10 protein-coding genes, 1 pseudogene and 1 CRISPR repeat array are annotated in these 17,018 nt (G+C 66.7%); of the genes and pseudogenes, 2 read left to right on the forward strand and 9 right to left on the reverse strand.

Annotated elements, in window-relative coordinates; genetic code table 11:
* Together EXW95_RS18935 and EXW95_RS18940 are read left to right on the forward strand one after the other, a co-directional pair.
* Nucleotides 1-247: pseudogene (locus tag EXW95_RS18935) on the forward strand (hypothetical protein); the annotation flags it as partial.
* Nucleotides 248-268: 21 nt separating this feature from the next.
* On the forward strand, nucleotides 269-1,567 hold the full coding sequence (locus EXW95_RS18940) for a hypothetical protein (RefSeq protein WP_174369072.1): 1,299 nt from the start codon (nucleotides 269-271) through the stop codon (nucleotides 1,565-1,567).
* Nucleotides 1,568-1,654: 87 nt separating this feature from the next.
* Nucleotides 1,655-5,848: direct repeats of the CRISPR family, unit length 35 nt; unit sequence TTCAATCCACGGCCCACCCGAAGGCAGGCCGAATC.
* A gap of 178 nt (nucleotides 5,849-6,026) precedes the next feature.
* On the opposite strand, the gene cas2 is transcribed toward EXW95_RS18940, so the two are convergent.
* From cas2 to EXW95_RS18985, 9 genes are all read right to left on the reverse strand, one after another.
* Nucleotides 6,027-6,320: a CRISPR-associated endonuclease Cas2 gene (cas2, locus tag EXW95_RS18945; protein WP_174369073.1), complete on the reverse strand. Its 294-nt coding sequence runs from the start codon at nucleotides 6,318-6,320 to the stop codon at nucleotides 6,027-6,029.
* Nucleotides 6,317-7,345, reverse strand: a complete 1,029-nt coding sequence (gene cas1c, locus EXW95_RS18950) for a type I-C CRISPR-associated endonuclease Cas1c (RefSeq protein WP_174369074.1) — start codon at nucleotides 7,343-7,345, stop codon at nucleotides 6,317-6,319. Before cas1c ends, cas2 begins: the two co-directional genes overlap by 4 nt.
* Complete coding sequence (gene cas4, locus EXW95_RS18955; protein ID WP_174369075.1) at nucleotides 7,342-7,953, reverse strand: CRISPR-associated protein Cas4; 612 nt, start codon at nucleotides 7,951-7,953, stop codon at nucleotides 7,342-7,344. Before cas4 ends, cas1c begins: the two co-directional genes overlap by 4 nt.
* Nucleotides 7,954-8,020: 67 nt before the next feature.
* Nucleotides 8,021-8,929, reverse strand: a complete 909-nt coding sequence (gene cas7c, locus EXW95_RS18960; RefSeq protein ID WP_174369076.1) for a type I-C CRISPR-associated protein Cas7/Csd2 — start codon at nucleotides 8,927-8,929, stop codon at nucleotides 8,021-8,023.
* The gene (gene cas8c, locus EXW95_RS18965; RefSeq protein WP_174369077.1) at nucleotides 8,922-10,766 is read right to left on the reverse strand and encodes a type I-C CRISPR-associated protein Cas8c/Csd1; all 1,845 of its coding nucleotides are present in this window, start codon (nucleotides 10,764-10,766) and stop codon (nucleotides 8,922-8,924) included. The genes cas7c and cas8c overlap by 8 nt, the downstream gene beginning before the upstream one ends.
* Nucleotides 10,763-11,506 carry a type I-C CRISPR-associated protein Cas5c gene (gene cas5c / locus EXW95_RS18970; RefSeq protein ID WP_174369078.1) on the reverse strand — a complete coding sequence of 248 codons (744 nt, stop codon included), beginning with the start codon at nucleotides 11,504-11,506 and terminating at the stop codon, nucleotides 10,763-10,765. The genes cas8c and cas5c overlap by 4 nt, the downstream gene beginning before the upstream one ends.
* Before the next feature lie 28 nt (nucleotides 11,507-11,534).
* On the reverse strand, nucleotides 11,535-13,865 hold the full coding sequence (cas3, locus tag EXW95_RS18975) for a CRISPR-associated helicase Cas3' (RefSeq protein ID WP_174369079.1): 2,331 nt from the start codon (nucleotides 13,863-13,865) through the stop codon (nucleotides 11,535-11,537).
* Nucleotides 13,862-14,917, reverse strand: coding sequence for a YafY family protein (locus EXW95_RS18980; RefSeq protein ID WP_174369080.1), 1,056 nt, complete (start codon nucleotides 14,915-14,917; stop codon nucleotides 13,862-13,864). The genes cas3 and EXW95_RS18980 overlap by 4 nt, the downstream gene beginning before the upstream one ends.
* 60 nt (nucleotides 14,918-14,977) lie before the next feature.
* Nucleotides 14,978-16,576, reverse strand: coding sequence for a tetratricopeptide repeat protein (locus EXW95_RS18985; RefSeq protein ID WP_174369081.1), 1,599 nt, complete (start codon nucleotides 16,574-16,576; stop codon nucleotides 14,978-14,980).
* Nucleotides 16,577-17,018 lie beyond the last annotated feature (442 nt).

Consider the following 17,018-nt stretch of genomic DNA (forward strand, 5'->3'; position numbering starts at 1 on the left):
GGCGGCGGCGCAACGCGTCTCCCGCGTCATCCGCCAGCTGCGCGTCTCGCTCGGCTGGGACGGCAGCGTCGAGTCCCTCGGCGGCGCGTACCAGCTCGACCCCACCGCCGACTGGACCAGTGACGTGCAGTCCACCCTGACGGCAGGGCAGCCCGTCACCGCGTTCCTGTCCGGCGTGCCCCTCGCCTGGGTGACCGAACAGGAACAGCGCCTCCTCATGCACGACATGCGCCACGACCGGCCCTGACCTGCGCTACAACAGGCGAGCATGCCCGACCCGCACATCCTGCTGCTGACCCTGCACGACCCCACCGGTTTCGACTTCCCCCGCTGGCTGCGTGACGTTCCCACCAGCGCGCTGAGTCTCGTCCTCGACCGTGACAGCGTCACCGACGACGCCCTCACGGCGCTGCAGGCCGATCCGGCCTTCGGGTTCGTCCGCGCCTACGGCAACTACCTGAACAACGGCAACGTGTACGCCGACCTGGACGCGCTGCACGCCACCCGCCCGATCACCCGTGTCCTCGCGTTCGGCGAGGACGACGTGATCCGCGCCGCCCGACTCCGGGAACGCTGGGGGTTACCGGGGCAGTCCGTGGCGAACGCCACGCGATTCCGCGACAAGGTCCTCGCCCGCGCGGCCGTGCAGGCGGCGGGCCTCCCGGCGCACGCGGGCGCGGCCCTCCATCACCCGCTCGACCTGCTGGACTTCGTCGCGCAGCATGACCTGCCGGTGTTCGTGAAGCCCCGCACGAGTTCCGGCTCGGTGTTCGGGCGCAAGATCAGCGACCGGGCCACCCTCACGGACGTACTCGAAACCGGGTTCGCGCCGCGCGTCCCCTACGCGGAATACGTGTCCGACCTGTGCGTGGAGACCTTCCACACCGGTGAGCTGTATCACGTCGACGGTGTCGCCGTCGGGCAGGAGGTCGCGTGGAGCTGGCCGAGCAAGTACCTCACGCCCGGACTGGAACTCGGATCGTTCACGCGGGACGAGGTGGTCGGGAGCGCCATGCTGGACCGGGACGATCCCCTGTTCGAACCGCTCCAGGCCTACGCGCGGGCCGTCTGCGCCGCCCTCGAACTGCCGCACGGGCACACGTTCCACGCGGAGGTGTTCGCCGCGGCGGACGGCACGCTGTCCCTGTGCGAGGTTGCGTGCCGCACGGGCGGCGGCCGGGTCAACGAGACGCTGGCCCTGGCGGGCGGACCGAACCTGAACGAATGGCAGTGCCGACTGCAGGCGGGCCTCGTGGACGAAGCGCAGGCCCTCGCCGAGCTGCGCCGCGCGCAACCCAAGCAGGTGTGCGGGTGGATGCTATTCCCCCCGCAGGAGGGCGTGTGCCTGACTGTCCCGGACCTGGGGGGACTGCCGGGCGTCCAGGCGTACGAACTGGGCATCGCGCCGGGAGAGACGGGCTGGGCGCGGGGTTTCAGTGGCGACTCGGCCGGACACGTCGTGATCGGCGCGCCTGACGCCAGCGAGTTGCAGGCCCGGATGCGCGCGGGGCGAGACCACGTGGCGCGGACCCTCACCTTCCAACCCGCCGCCGTGCCGACCCCATGACGCGCCCCACGACCATCAACTGACCACCATCGAGTGGCAAGCAGAACGACCGGGTCATTCCGCTGACCGACACGCACCTCACAGAGCTTCAATCCACGGCCCACCCGAAGGCAGGCCGAATCCAGCCCCTCACGCAGCCGGAACGTGTACTCGCCGGTTTCAATCCACGGCCCACCCGAAGGCAGGCCGAATCACTCGCCACGCCCGACCCTGAATTCCGCGTTCAGCCGTTTCAATCCACGGCCCACCCGAAGGCAGGCCGAATCGCATCAACGAACCCCACACCACCCACTACATCGAGTTTCATTCCACGGCCCACCCGAAGGCAGGCCGAATCCAGCCCCTCACGCAGCCGGAACGTGTACTCGCCGGTTTCAATCCACGGCCCACCCGAAGGCAGGCCGAATCACTCGCCACGCCCGACCCTGAATTCCGCGTTCAGCCGTTTCAATCCACGGCCCACCCGAAGGCAGGCCGAATCGCATCAACGAACCCCACACCACCCACTACATCGAGTTTCATTCCACGGCCCACCCGAAGGCAGGCCGAATCGTGAATGTCTGGCGGTGGCGCCCCTCCCCGTCGTGTTTCAATCCACGGCCCACCCGAAGGCAGGCCGAATCTACGACGTGTCCGCCTTCGTGGCGGGCGCGTACTGGTTTCAATCCACGGCCCACCCGAAGGCAGGCCGAATCTACTCATCCAGGGCGCGGCGTGCTGCTTTGTTCGGTTTCAATCCACGGCCCACCCGAAGGCAGGCCGAATCCTCACCTGCTTGAGTGGCGATGCGCCCATGCGCTCGTTTCAATCCACGGCCCACCCGAAGGCAGGCCGAATCGTTGATGAACTGGACGCGATTCACCTCACCCTCATTGTTTCAATCCACGGCCCACCCGAAGGCAGGCCGAATCCCCATGGAAGAGATCGTGAAGCGGCGCGACAGCGGTTTCAATCCACGGCCCACCCGAAGGCAGGCCGAATCAAGGCCGCGCGGGAAGCCGCGATGATCCGCATGCTGTTTCAATCCACGGCCCACCCGAAGGCAGGCCGAATCGCCTGCGCTGGCGCGTCGAGCACTGGACAGGTCGGTTTCAATCCACGGCCCACCCGAAGGCAGGCCGAATCGAGATCGTGCAGCGCGTCGGTGCGAGCATCAACCGTTTCAATCCACGGCCCACCCGAAGGCAGGCCGAATCATCACGGGCCGGGCAACCTGCGCCTGATGCTGGCGGGTTTCAATCCACGGCCCACCCGAAGGCAGGCCGAATCCGCCCGGCACCCGCTGCACGAGCGTCCCAGCCGTGTTTCAATCCACGGCCCACCCGAAGGCAGGCCGAATCCGGGGAGGTCGTCGGCGCGCGTCTGCAGGTGCCGGTTTCAATCCACGGCCCACCCGAAGGCAGGCCGAATCCGGGTGCCATGCAGGTACATCACATGGTCATGCAGTTTCAATCCACGGCCCACCCGAAGGCAGGCCGAATCCCGTGTCCAAGCACGTGGTCGACAGCGCTGTCCGGTTTCAATCCACGGCCCACCCGAAGGCAGGCCGAATCAGGTCACAATCTATAACATTCAGGAATTAAATGTTTCAATCCACGGCCCACCCGAAGGCAGGCCGAATCCGAGTGCGACGGAAAAACTCATGTGGTGCTGCAGATGTTTCAATCCACGGCCCACCCGAAGGCAGGCCGAATCCCCGTAGACGCCGCAGCAACCTGCCCCGCGACGTGTTTCAATCCACGGCCCACCCGAAGGCAGGCCGAATCTAGCTGGTGACAATGTCCGGCAGGTGCGGGCGGTGTTTCAATCCACGGCCCACCCGAAGGCAGGCCGAATCACGCCGTACTTGCTGCCATCCTCCGCGATCTGCCGTTTCAATCCACGGCCCACCCGAAGGCAGGCCGAATCCTGCCGACGTGGGCGTCCTCCATGTCCTTCCAGGTGTTTCAATCCACGGCCCACCCGAAGGCAGGCCGAATCCATCATCGCGGCAGGGTACGGCATCGAACGCCGCTGTTTCAATCCACGGCCCACCCGAAGGCAGGCCGAATCCCCGTAGACGCCGCAGCAACCTGCCCCGCGACGTGTTTCAATCCACGGCCCACCCGAAGGCAGGCCGAATCTAGCTGGTGACAATGTCCGGCAGGTGCGGGCGGTGTTTCAATCCACGGCCCACCCGAAGGCAGGCCGAATCACGCCGTACTTGCTGCCATCCTCCGCGATCTGCCGTTTCAATCCACGGCCCACCCGAAGGCAGGCCGAATCCTGCCGACGTGGGCGTCCTCCATGTCCTTCCAGGTGTTTCAATCCACGGCCCACCCGAAGGCAGGCCGAATCCATCATCGCGGCAGGGTACGGCATCGAACGCCGCTGTTTCAATCCACGGCCCACCCGAAGGCAGGCCGAATCGCGTGACGCTCGGCATCAACGGCGGGGTCAACGGCCTGTTTCAATCCACGGCCCACCCGAAGGCAGGCCGAATCCCCCCAGCTGCGCGAAAATCTCTTGCAGCTCAGTCAGTTTCAATCCACGGCCCACCCGAAGGCAGGCCGAATCCGGCGAGGGCCTGCGCGGCGCTGCGCTCGTCCGTTTCAATCCACGGCCCACCCGAAGGCAGGCCGAATCCCGCCACGATGCGGTACACGCCCGGCGTGGTCGGTTTCAATCCACGGCCCACCCGAAGGCAGGCCGAATCGGGGCGTCCCCCGTCCACGCGCAGTGTCCGGAGGTTTCAATCCACGGCCCACCCGAAGGCAGGCCGAATCTCCGCCTCGACGTTGCTCGGGCCTATCGCTCCTGGTTTCAATCCACGGCCCACCCGAAGGCAGGCCGAATCGCGTCTCGGCCTGCGCACGCAGCTCGGCGATCAGTTTCAATCCACGGCCCACCCGAAGGCAGGCCGAATCGCTCTGGCCCCACGCGGTGGGCGCGACGGTCAGGAGTTTCAATCCACGGCCCACCCGAAGGCAGGCCGAATCCCGACCTCACCCGCCGCAACCTCACCCCGGAGCAGCGCGAGGGTTTCAATCCACGGCCCACCCGAAGGCAGGCCGAATCCGGGGACCACGTCGTCACCGACGCCCTCAAGAGCGGTTTCAATCCACGGCCCACCCGAAGGCAGGCCGAATCCGGCATGGTGCTCGCCCGCGCGCCCGTGCCACTGCGTTTCAATCCACGGCCCACCCGAAGGCAGGCCGAATCTCACGTCCCGCAGAGCGTCCACGCGACGGGCGCGCAGTTTCAATCCACGGCCCACCCGAAGGCAGGCCGAATCCCCGCCATACACCACGTACCACTGCGTACTGTCCGTGTTTCAATCCACGGCCCACCCGAAGGCAGGCCGAATCGCGGCGGGTAGCGCGGCGGTCGCTAACCTCGGCCTGTTTCAATCCACGGCCCACCCGAAGGCAGGCCGAATCTGACTGCACAGCGAACCTCAGATCATGTACCCTGGTTTCAATCCACGGCCCACCCGAAGGCAGGCCGAATCGGCGAGTGTACAACCTTTAGCGAACCATGCCGCAGTTTCAATCCACGGCCCACCCGAAGGCAGGCCGAATCCCGCAGGGCGCAACAGGTCCGGAGCCGGGGCTGATGGGTTTCAATCCACGGCCCACCCGAAGGCAGGCCGAATCCCCGCGCGATGTTCTCACTCCCGCTCGTACTCAGGTTTCAATCCACGGCCCACCCGAAGGCAGGCCGAATCCTGGGCATCCAGCCAGTTCAGCAGGGTGGGCAGGTGTTTCAATCCACGGCCCACCCGAAGGCAGGCCGAATCCCGGATGATCAGGCGCCCGTGCGTGCCGACGTTCAGTTTCAATCCACGGCCCACCCGAAGGCAGGCCGAATCCTGCCTGCGTCCCACGTCGCGCTGAGTTGCGCCGGTTTCAATCCACGGCCCACCCGAAGGCAGGCCGAATCTCCCACTCCTTCAGACCGCTGTTCAGTTCCGCGATGTTTCAATCCACGGCCCACCCGAAGGCAGGCCGAATCCAAGGCATCCTGAACCGCAAGCGACCCCAGCCAGCGTTTCAATCCACGGCCCACCCGAAGGCAGGCCGAATCCCGCCACGTCAGCCGCAAACGCGCTGTCAGCGAGTTTCAATCCACGGCCCACCCGAAGGCAGGCCGAATCCAGGCCGTTCCCGTCGGTGAATTCGTGCTGGGCACTGGTTTCAATCCACGGCCCACCCGAAGGCAGGCCGAATCATGCTGCATCCAGATCAGAAGGCGAGGCCGCTGCTGTTTCAATCCACGGCCCACCCGAAGGCAGGCCGAATCAGGTTGTCGTCGGAGTGCGTCCCAGACGGTGTCCCCACTCCAGTTTGCGCGAACCTCGACCGGAAGTCCACGGCGTACTCCCATTTCTTTCGGACAGATTTTCATGAATCGCGTCCTGCACGGACTTTTTCCTCTGCGCGAACCCCCAGGGGTTTTCGTGTGTGCGAGGGGTTCGCGCTTACAGGATCAGGGGGTCGTGGAAGTTCACGTACCGGTCCCGGCCATATGCTTCGACGAAGCTGTCGCGAGGTTGCCGCAGGCGGTAGATGCGGATGCTGTCCTCCGTCGGGTCCAGGATGTCCAGTAGTTTCTGCCGGAGGGTCAGCAGTTGCGTGTCGCTCACGCTCACTTCGAACACGCTGTTCTGCACGCGTTGTCCGTGCGCGACGCAGACTTTCGCCACGCGGCGCAGTCGTCGCCGACCGCCTTCGGTGGTCGTGGCGACGTCGTAGCAGACGAGCAGGTCAATCATCGGTGCAGGTACGGCGGGTAGTGGGCGCGGTCCCCACGCAGGTGCTGCGCCAGCAGGCGGGCCTGTACGTGCGGGATCAGGCCCAGCGGGGTCTTGCGGGCGGTCAGCGGGTGCGTGACTTCCTCCTTCCGGCGGTCCGTGAGGTGCGCGAGGATCGTGCGCCGGGCGTCTTCGGTGATGGTCACGGCCCCCCCTTCGTGCTGCTGGAAGTCGCGGGGCGTGAGCTGCTGGCGGTTGATGAGGGTCAGGATGGCGCGGTCGGCGGTAGCGGGTCGCAGTTCCTCCATCAGGTCCAGTGCGAGGCTGGCCCGTCCGGGGCGCAGGGCGTGCAGGAATCCCACCTGCGGATCGAGGCCGACGCTCTGGGCGGCGCTGGCGCAGTCGTTGGCGAGGACGGTGTACACGAAGTTTAGAAGGGAGTTGATGGGGTCGCGGGCGGGGCGGCGGGTGCGTTCCGTCAACCAGAAGAAGTCCCGGTTCGCTCGCAGCATCAGCGGAAAGACTTCCCAGTACGTGCGGGCAGCGGCTCCCTCGACACCTCGGACCTCGTCGACGGTGCCGGTCAGGGGGAGCGCGCCGATCTGGGCGTTGATGTCCCTGGCGGCCTGCCGGAGCAGGTCCGGGTCGTTGTCCTGCGCTTCGCGGGCAGCGCGCATCAGGGTGGTCTTCTGGTTCTGCAGTTTCCCGGCAGCTACGAAGCGCGCCACGGCCAGCGTGCGGGCGGGGTCGCACGCGGCGGCGTGCTGCGCGGTCCGCAGCAGGACGTTCCCGCTGACGGGCGTTTCGGTGCGGGCCATGAACCGCCCGAATTCCGTGAGCCACGTGACGGGCTTGTGGTCGCGGGCCAGGCGGTGAATCAGGTACGGGGAGAGCAGCACGTTCCCGAACACGACGATTCCCTCGACGTGATGCAGGGGAATCATCGCTTTGCGCTGGCGGTCCACGTCCACGCGGATGTTGTCGGTGTCGAGGTGCAGGTAGCTGCCCTGCGTCTGCACGTACAGGGTGTTCAGGAGTTGCCTCACCGGTCCTCCAGGGTGGTGCTGAACGGGTCGTAGCCGGGCGGGAAGGCGCGGGGTGCGAAGGGTTCACACTCGTCGAACAGGCTGCACAGGCGGCAGCGGTCATCGGCGGCAGGTGGGGGTAACATGCGATCACGCAGCAGGGCACGTACGCCGTCGCGGGCGTCCAGCACGGCCTGTCGCAGTTCAGGCGTGAAGTCCACCACCCGGCGCTTGTGGCTCGCAGCGTGGTAGATGAAGCCCTCGGACATGGGCTGGCCGAACATCTCCTCCAGGCACAGGGCCTGTGCGCACAGTTGCACCTCGTCCGCGAGGCGGGGTTTCGCGCGGCCCGACTTGTACTCGACGGGGCGGTGGGTGCCGTCTGGAAGGACCTCGATGACGTCGGATTTCCCGGTGATGCCGAGTTTAAGCGAGTACAGCGTGAGGGCCCGCAAGGTTCTCACACCCTTCCGTTCCTCGTTCCCCCCTGCGTGAACGCGTTCGTGCGTCTGGTTGCCGCGCGTCACGAAAGTGTTCTCCCCGAACGTCTGTTCCAGTAGGTTGATGGCCGCCTGTCGCGGGCAGAAAGCGTAGTGCTGCAGCATGGAAAGGTTGATCGGGTCGTCCATTCCCGTCCTCCCGGGAAAGAAATAGGCCAGACGCACCGCAACGTGCGCCCGGCCGAAGGTCATGAGTTCAGCCTTCCACGAGGCGGGTCAGGGTCACGCCTTGCGGCAGGTTCGCGTCGTCCACCTGCACGTCGTAATCCTTGAATTCTCGCGGGGCCAGTTCATTGTTCGTGCGCTTCAAGGTGATGCGCCCCAGCAGCTTGTGAGCGGGCGCGTTGCCGAGTTTGCTGTCGTGGCTGAACACGTAGAGGCCCCGGCAGGCGGTCAGGCCTCGACTGGCGCTGCGGTCCAGGTCCCACATGTTCTCCAGCGCCTGCCACAGCACCTTCAGGTCTTCAGCGCCAAAGCCCGTGTCGGCGGCGAAGGTCGGCACGTAAAACCCATGGGCCATGTAAAGGCCGTAGGGGACAAAAGCCTTGCGGCCCATCGTGCCACTACGGGCGGTTTCGTCGGTCGCGTCCTGTTTCTTGTCGGGGTTCGTGAGGGCTACGCGGGTGATCGCGAAATCCAGGCCGAGAATCGGGTCCTGGCTGCGGGCGAACGTGAACTGCACGGGGCCGCGCACCTGCCCGGCGTTCACCTCCGTGCTCATGACGGCGCCGAAGGTCCGCACGTCGAAGAAGTTGTCGCACATCCACTGCCGCGCCGCGCTGATGTCCTTCTGGGTTTTGTCCTTTTTCGGGTCCTTGCCCAGCGCCGTGTACGCCCGGCCGTGCTGGTTGTTCAGGATCGCACCCTGCTGCACGTAAATCTTGAAGCGTTCCTCCTGGCCGCGCAGGGCGTCCACGTAGTTCCTGACCTTGCGTTTCAGGGCGACGTCCGTGACCAGACCGTGTCCGCTTTCCGGGTCGATGCGGGGCAGGTTTCCGGCGTCCGGGTCGCCGTTCGGGTTGCCGTTCGTCACGTCAAACAGCAGGACGAATTCATGGCGGACTTCCGGGTTGAGCACGGTGGGGTTCAGGTGGGCTTCAGTCATGGTCTTTGTCTCCTTCCGGGGTGGTGGGGTCGCTGGAGGCCTGTTGGAGTTTCCGGTCGTGCGCGGCCTTCTGGCGTTCACGCATCTGTTCGGCCAGGGCGGCTTTCTGGTGATAGAAACCCAGGCTGAACAGCGCCTGCTCCTTGATGGTCAGGGGGCGTTGCGGCACGTCGCGGGGCTGCAACTTCACCATCACGCTTTGCAGCAGGTCCTGCTTCTCGTCGTGACGGAATTTGTTCTCCTTGCGCAGTTTCTGCAGGTGTGCCTGCGAGCCCTGAATCAGGCGGCCCATCACGGCGTATGGCGTGGTGCTCATGGAGCCGTAGAAGCGGTCCACCAGCGTGGTGTTCGCCCTCATGACGGCGTGTTGAATGTCGTCCAACACGGCCAGCAGGCGGCCCAGGTGGTACGCCGCGCTGGGGTAGCTGTCGTCCAGGTGCGTCAAGTCCTTGTGTTCATCCATTTGAAACTCCTTTGCGCGCGATAGGAGGACCATCTTCGTCAGGGCGGCGCGGGGGCGCGTGACGGCCTTTTCGGCGCGGTTGCGGGCCGCGAGGCGTTGCAGGAATGAATGGGGGAGCGGGCCACCGGCCAGCGCGAAGCGCACCAGCGCGTCCGTGTCCGCTTCCGTCTTCTCCTTTTTCGGGTCGCGGTACATCGCGCCGATCAGGACGTACAGGCCGTACAGCTTCCCGACGTGCTCCTCGGTCATGGGGGCCATGTCCTGCCGCGCGAAGTACTGTGCGAGGCGCTGCGTGGTCGCGCCCACCGTGCTTTTCAGGTGCGTGCGGACGGCGATGCGGCTCCCGCTGGGGGTCATCCCCAGGCTGAAAAACGCCGCCTCATTGCTGATCTTCACGCCGGGCGGCTCGAAGATGCTCTGCAATGCGTCCCGGAACTCGGCAGGGTCGGCCTGCACGGCCTTCGGCGGAGCGGTGATGCTGGCCAGTCGGCCCCTCTTTACTGTCTGCTCGACTGCTTCCGGGTCTCTCAGCACCGGGCCGACGGGCGGGATGCCGCCCTCCGACGTCCAGAAGGCGTAGGTCACGCCGCCCACGCTGAGGCTGGTGTTCCAGTCGGCCAGGAGCGTGTTCATGGCAGTGGCGTATTTGCGCGCCTCGTCGAAGGTCACGGGCGCAATGGCGGAACTTCGCAGCCCGTACGACTCGAAGGCCGAAGCGTTCGCGCTGATGTAGTTCATACCCGCCGTCTGCCCGCCGAAAATGCCCTTGATCTTCACGGGTTCAATGGACATGGTGGGGCCGGTGTCGCCACTGATGAGGCTCTGCGCGACGAAGGCGTCCTCCTCGGTGGGCGTGCAGACCTTGGCCCAGAACGCCTGAACTTCCGGCAGGTGAATCAGCACGTTCCCGTCCACCATGAATGCGAACTGGTCCGCGCTGGTGTAATCGTCGTACTTGGCCAGGTGCTCCGCGTGAAACGCCTGCGGGTCAAGGCCCGACAGCCACGTCGCCACGGCCCGCACGTCGTCCCGCCCGGTCTGTGCGGCGCAGTCCCGCACCAGTTGCAGGAACGCCTCGCGCTGCCTGGCCAGCCGCTCCTGATTCCCGTCGCCCAGGCCGAACACGAACTCGGCCTTGTCCGCCAGAATCTTGGGCTTGATGTCCACGCCGCGCACCACGTTAGGCGCGTTGAACACCTTCGCCGTCTTCTTCTTGCTGTTCGACTCGGCGTAAGTGGATGTGACGCTGCGGAACGTTCCATCCTGTCGGATGTCCACCAGCCACTTGATGCTCTGCGGCGCGTACATGAACGGCAGCGCCTTGCCCTCGCGTTCCAGGCGGTCGGCGTAGGCGACGAGTTCCTTCAGGATCACGCGCCACCACCCCCCGTGGGCGCGTACAGTTCGGCGGGCACGTGCAGCACTCCCCCGTGGCGTAACTTCGCGTCGAAGAACACGGGCTGCGCGTTCCCCTGCACCCAGCGCGGCCCGCCCTCACCGTGAGCGCGGTACTTCACGCGGCCCTTCCTGACCTCCTCGAAACGCAGGTCGAAGAGCATCGGCCCCAGGTCCAGTTCGCCCGCCCGTTCGGCGTACTCGCCGCCCAGTTGCCGCACGACGTTCGCGGGCGTGTCCGTGGCCTCCGGCGGACTGAAGAACGCCGTGAACTCCCGCGTGCCCAGGTACGGCTGGTGGAACGCCTGTCCTTTCTCCACGCGGCGCTGGAACATCTCCGTGTACTTCGCCAGGGGGTCAGTCGTGTGCGGCCTGAGCACGATGTCCGCGCAGATCACGTAGGCCACGTCCCGCAGGATCAGGGCGTTGCGCTGGGCGCGGTCGTCCTCGGCGTCGAAGCCCCCGCCGTCCTTCGCCCACTTCTGCGCCGCCTTCGCACTCGCCAGGGTGTTCACCTCGTTCCGCAGGATGCTGTGCCGCCGCACCTCCTTCAGAACGTGAATTTCACGCACCTGCCACTGGAATTCCGGCTTCCAGAAAATCGCCTCCAGCACGCCCCGCGCCGCCGATGGCGTCATCACGTCGTAACTGACGCGCTCCACCTTGTTCTCCGGGCGGGTAAAGCAGGCGAAGTCACTCCATACCTTGAGTTTCAACACATGGTTCCTCCTTGCTGGACAGCGCGGCTCAGTACACCAGGGCGTCCATGCCGCCGGTGTCCAGGCCGAATTTCGGGTCGTAGCGGTACTTGGTGGGCCACTCGTAGAGTTCGGGCGGTTCCGTGCCGAGGCGCTCGGCGCGGGCCTTCAGTTCGGACACGACGTGCAGGTCAAGGATCTGAATGTCTCGGCGCAGGACCTGCACGGTGTACCGCTGTAACTTGCGCCAGTCGTCCCGGACCTGCCAGGACTCGCGGGCGTTCAGGATGCGGCGCAGCAGCTCGTTGATCTCGTCCGGGGCGTACTGGCGGACGATGACGGGCACGGTGTTGTCCTCGATCATCTGGAATTTGCGGGCGACCGTCTCGAAGTCCATCTCGTCCTGAAGTTGCGCGATCGTGGCGTGGTGGCCGCTGTCCAGCCTGATCTTCTGGTCTGTTTCGACGTGCAGGAACAGTTCCCGGAAGTACGGGGTGAAGGTGCCCGGCGCGTGCAGGTCGCTCTGTTCGCTCAGGTACTTGTTCGCCAGGTCGGTGCGGACGCGGTAGTCGCCGGGCGGGAGCTTGTGCTCCTCGGGGCGGAACACGGTGACGAGGCCGCGCACGTGGTTTCCGCCGTCGTCCTGCAGTTTCCCCTCGCGGTTGCAGCGCCCGGCGGCCTGCACGATGGCTTCCAGCGGCCCCAGTGCGCGGTACACGCGGGGGAAGTCCACGTCCACGCCCGCCTCGATGAGCTGCGTGGCGATCACGCGGCACGGCTGCTTGTTTTGCAGGCGCTCCCGGATGACTTTCAGCACTTCGCGGCGGTGGTGCGGGCACATGTTCGTGGACAGGTGGAAGTGGTGCGGCGCGTCCCCGAGGGCCTGGTAGACCTCGTGCGCGAGTTTCTTGGTGTTCACGATGCATAGCACGCGCTCGTTCTCGTCCTGCCGGAGTTCCGCGCCCAGGGCGGCGGCGCTGACGGGGTCGTTCACGCGACTCAGGTCGTAGTCCACGCGCTGTAACTCGCGGAAGTAATGCGCGGGGTTGTCGATGAGTTCCACGGCGGACTGCTGGCTGGGAAAGTCGTCCAGCGCGGGCTGCGTGGCCGTGCAGAACACGACGCTCACGTGGTAGTGGGCCACCAGTTCCCGCAGTGCCTCCAGGATGGGGGTCAGGCGGTGGGTGGGCAGGCTCTGCGCCTCGTCCAGCACGATCACGCTTCCGGCGACGTTGTGCAGTTTGCGCAGTTGTGCGGTGCGGTTCCCGAACAGCGTCTCCTGAAACAGTTGCACGGTGGTCGTGACGATCACGGGCGCGTCCCAGTTCTCGGTGGCGAGACGCAACGGGTCAGGCGCTTGCGGAGCGTCCGTTTCGAGCTTCTCCTTAAATTCCAGGTTGCTGTGGTGCTCCAGCACGTTGATGTCGCCCAGCACGGCCCGGAACTCCTGCGCGGTCTGCTCGATGATGGTGGTGAACGGTACCCCGTAGATCACCCGGCGCATCCCTGGGTTTTCGTCCGTAGCGGCGTGGTGCGCGGCGTGCCTCAGCGCGAACCCCAGCGAGGTCAGGGTTTTCCCGCCCCCGGTCGGCATGGTCAAGCGGAAGAACCCGGGCGGGAGGTCCGCTTTTCCCAGCGCCTGCGTGTACATGTCCCGCCGCAGCGCGTTGATGAGTTTGGGGCTCGCGGCGTCCAGCGCAGCCAATTTCGCTTGATGCCCGGTCAATTTCGCCAGAAGCTGCGCCATGCTGCCCTGCGCGGCGTGCGCGTCCTTGCGTGCCTGCGCCCGGCTGGGGCTGCCGTGCTCCTCGGTGTCCAGACGGTCTGCGTCCACCAGCGCGCCCAGCAGCATCCGTGTGTACAGGGTGCGGGCCGCGCCCGTCAGGCCAGTGAGCTGCGGCGGCGTCTGAAACAGGGCCTCGAAGGTGGGAATGTCCTGGCAGGCAGCGTCCAGCAAGTCGTCGACCTCCTCTTCTGTCGTGCTGTCCAGCCGCCCGGTCAGGGCTCCGATGTCCCGCAGCGCGCCGTGATGATTCGCCACGGCGAACGCCAGTTCCCCGCTACGCTGCCGTTGACCGCCTAGCGCGACATACAGGGCCTTGGCGCCTGCGTCGCTGTGCGGGCAGGGTTTCACGGCGAGCGTCCTGTCTTCCTTCCCGGTCATCGGTTCCCATTGCAGCCGGTGCCGCTGGAATTCCAGGCGGTACTTGCCGAGGTCGTGCATGAACCCCAGCCACTGCGCGTCCAGATCGGCGTTCGGGTGATTGAAGAACCGGGCGTGCTGGCGCAGCAGCGTCGTCACCCCCTCGACATGGGCTTTCAGGCTCTGCCAGACGCCATCGTTCCGTTCCCGGCTCGGGCTGTGTCCCATGTAGTTCATGCCGGAGTTTCCCTCATGGGCGCGTCAGTTGGTGTCGCATGTGTGGCGGCGTCGCGCAGTTCGTTCAGCCAGTGTGCGCGGATGTGGTCCGGCCCGAGGACGTTCACGCGGGGGCCGAAGCTGAGGATCCACGGGATGACCTCGCGCGGCAGGCCGCTGCTGTCGACCGGTGCGGTGACGGTGACGTCGATGCTGCCGTCGGCATTCTGGGTGGGTTCGCTCAGGTGGGCGTAGCCGCCTTCGAGGATGCGGTACGCCGCGTCCTGCCGGAAGCGGAGGTGGATGGTTTCCGGCGGGGTGTGCTGTGAGCCGACGACGCCCCAGGCGGCGTGGAAGAACGCGTGGGGGTCGAAGGTGGCGGGAATGGTGTATGTGTCGTCGCGGATGACCTGCAGGCCGCGCATGCGGGAGAGTTTGAAGGTGCGGACGTCGTCGTGGAAGGTCACCTCGCGGCCGATGACGTACAGGTCGAGGTTCTGCGGGTGCGCTTCGATCAGGTAGGGGTGGATGATGTTGGTGCGCCACGCGCCGCTGCCGCCGGGTTTCTGGTACTCGAAACGCAGGGGGTGCGCGCCGAGCCAGGCGGTGGCGGCGTGTTCGAGGTTGAGGTCCTCGCGGGTGCGGGTGCGGCGTTCCCCGAGGTCCTGGAGGCTGCGGTGCATGATGGGCTGCAGGTGTTCGGGGAGCCAGCCGGTCAGGGTGTTCAGGGCGGCGGCGTGGTGGGTTTTCTGGCCGCTGGCGCGGTGGTAGGTGAGGCGGGCGGCGGCGTGCAGGACGAGCGTCTGGACGGGGTGGAGGTGGGTGCGGTGGGTGTCGATGCGGTAGCGGGGTGGGCGTCCGCCCAGGCGCGTGAAGTCCGGTTCGAGCAGTTCGAGGTCGTCGAGGTCCCGTTGGATGCTGCGTTCGATGCCGCTCCAGCCGGGGCCGTGCACGGAGGCGGTCGGGTAGAGGTGGCGGGCGATGTCGCGCACAGTGGCGTGTTGTTCGCGCAGGAGGGCGGCGATCTGGAAGAGCCGGGAGCATTTCTGGATGCGCTCGGGGGTGTCGGTCATGCGGTTCAGTGTGCGTGGTGTCTGACGCTGCACTGACCGTCGGTTGTTTGCGCGTCCGGTTCAGGCAGGATAGATGCGCATCATCGTGTCAGATCGGTGGTCGGTGACCCAGGGGTCGAGAATGCCCTCACAGAAGTGGTCCAGTCGGGCCGGATTCTCCGGAACGTGCAGGTGCCATTCGGGCACGTCGGAGAGGATGACGAGGTCGCGGGTGTGCCGCACGGCGTCCGGCCAGCCCAGGGCTTCGCGCAGGTGCTTGACGGTGCGGTTCAGCTGGCGTTTCCGCGTTCGGACGTCTCCGCTTCCCAGGTCGAGGGCTTCCAGGACGCGCTCCACGGCGACACTCCTCCGGTTCATGAGCAGATAGGCGAGCAGGGACGCTTCTCCCGGTTTCAGGGGCAGTTCGCCGGTCGGGGTCTGCACGCGGACGGGGCCGTCCAGGTGCACGTCGATGCGCCAGACGGGCACCGTGCCACTCAGCCCGAGTGCGGCGAGGGTGTCGGGGTAGACGCGCGCCTCCTCACGGACGAGGTGGTGCGTGGCGGGCACGCCAGTGAGGTGCGCGGCCCAGTCCGGCTGGTTCTCCCGCCGGGCCAGTTCGGCCTGCACGATCTGCGCCCGCCAGCCTTCCGCGACGTCACTGGGCTGCGCGCGGGTGAGGCTGTCGCGTGCGCCGCTGTGATCCCCGATGAGGACCTGCACGGCCGCGAGGTCGGTGAAGGCGGCGTGCCGCTCACCACCCTGCACGCTGGCGTGATGCAGGGCCGACCTCAGGACCTCCAGCGCCTCGTCCAGGTGACCCTGCGCGCGCAGCACGCGGCTCAGGCCACGCCGGGCCATGACGGTCAGCGGTACGTCGTCCGCCTTCTCCTCCGCGAGGCGGTAGGCGTGCGCGGCGCGGGCCAGCTGCCCGCTCCACAGGTACAGGCCCCCCAGTCCGCGCCACGCGATGGAGAGCTGACCCCTGGCGTCCGGGTGGTTCGCCACCTGAACCGCCCGCCCCAGGGCTCGTTCGGCGGCCGGGAGATCGTCCAGGCGCAGGCAGGCGATGCCCAGGTTCGAGTACGCCTGCGTCAGTGCCCACACGTCTCCTTTCAGGTGTGTGGCGGCCTGTGCCCAGGCGTCGCGCGCCTCGGCTTCCAGCCCGGCGCTGACCAGCTGATGACCGAATTCCAGGTGCAGCAACCCCCGGTCCCGGTCGGACTGCGGCCGCTGGAGGGCCTGCTGGAAGGCGGCTGCCCAGTCCGGGGCGCGGAGCTGAGCCAGGGCGACCGCCCTGAACCGGGCGGCAACCACCGCCTCGAAGGCACCGACAGGCCCGGCGAGTGCCCGTTCGGCCCGCTCCAGCACCTGCGGCCACGGGTCGTGCCACGCCCCCAGGTGCGCCTCGAAGCCCGGAAACTGACCGGGATACGCGGAGGTGACGCGCTGCAGGAGCTCGCGGTCCCCCGACCGGTACGCGACCCAGACCTGTACTTCCTGCCAGGCGGGGTCGTCCAGAACATCGGCCGGGACGCGGTCCAGCAGCGTCCGCAGCCTGCGCCCGTCGGCCCTGCGGTGCAGGTCCCGCGCCGCGACGAGGAAGTAGGGGCGCGCTGCTGACCACGTCTTGCCCGTCAGCAGCGTTTCCAGCACGGTGTAGAACTCTCTTTCCGGCACCCGCCCAGTGTATGGTTCGTGCTCAGCCGCCCGTCGGTGGGGACGTGCCCTCCGCCAGAATCCGGCCCGCGTCCCGCATCGCGCCGTGCCCTTGAACACTGCAGCACAGCAGCAACCCGGCCAGTCCAACCAGTACCAGCTTCCGTTTCATCCTGCCTCCCCGACCAGAGCGCCGTGCGTCTGGCACGTCGTGACCGCCGTGGCGTCACGCGGGGAAGCATGTGGGGCAGCCCGACACGTCATGTCGGGACAGAAATCCGCCATCTGGCCGTGCGGCACGCCAGGGCAGCGCCCGCCGGGAGCAACCGGGGACCGGGCTTCAGTGGGCAGGTGAATTCACTGGCCGTGAACGGAAGCGACGCGTTCCGGCTGGACGCGCGATGACCGGTCCGTCCGTGCGGATTCGACGTGGAGAGGTGCTTCGCCGTGGATGATCGAATCA

It is taken from the genome of Deinococcus sp. JMULE3 (genome assembly GCF_013337115.1).
Lineage (GTDB): Bacteria > Deinococcota > Deinococci > Deinococcales > Deinococcaceae > Deinococcus.

What these genes read in the sequence shown, in the direction of transcription:
- cas3 (WP_174369079.1), bottom strand. Translation starts at nt 13,865, where the DNA reads ATGAACTACATGGGACACAGCCCGAGCCGGGAACGGAACGATGGCGTC.
- EXW95_RS18980 (WP_174369080.1), bottom strand. Translation starts at nt 14,917, where the DNA reads ATGACCGACACCCCCGAGCGCATCCAGAAATGCTCCCGGCTCTTCCAG.
- EXW95_RS18940 (WP_174369072.1), top strand. Translation starts at nt 269, where the DNA reads ATGCCCGACCCGCACATCCTGCTGCTGACCCTGCACGACCCCACCGGT.
- cas2 (WP_174369073.1), bottom strand. Translation starts at nt 6,320, where the DNA reads ATGATTGACCTGCTCGTCTGCTACGACGTCGCCACGACCACCGAAGGC.
- cas7c (WP_174369076.1), bottom strand. Translation starts at nt 8,929, where the DNA reads ATGACTGAAGCCCACCTGAACCCCACCGTGCTCAACCCGGAAGTCCGC.
- cas4 (WP_174369075.1), bottom strand. Translation starts at nt 7,953, where the DNA reads ATGGACGACCCGATCAACCTTTCCATGCTGCAGCACTACGCTTTCTGC.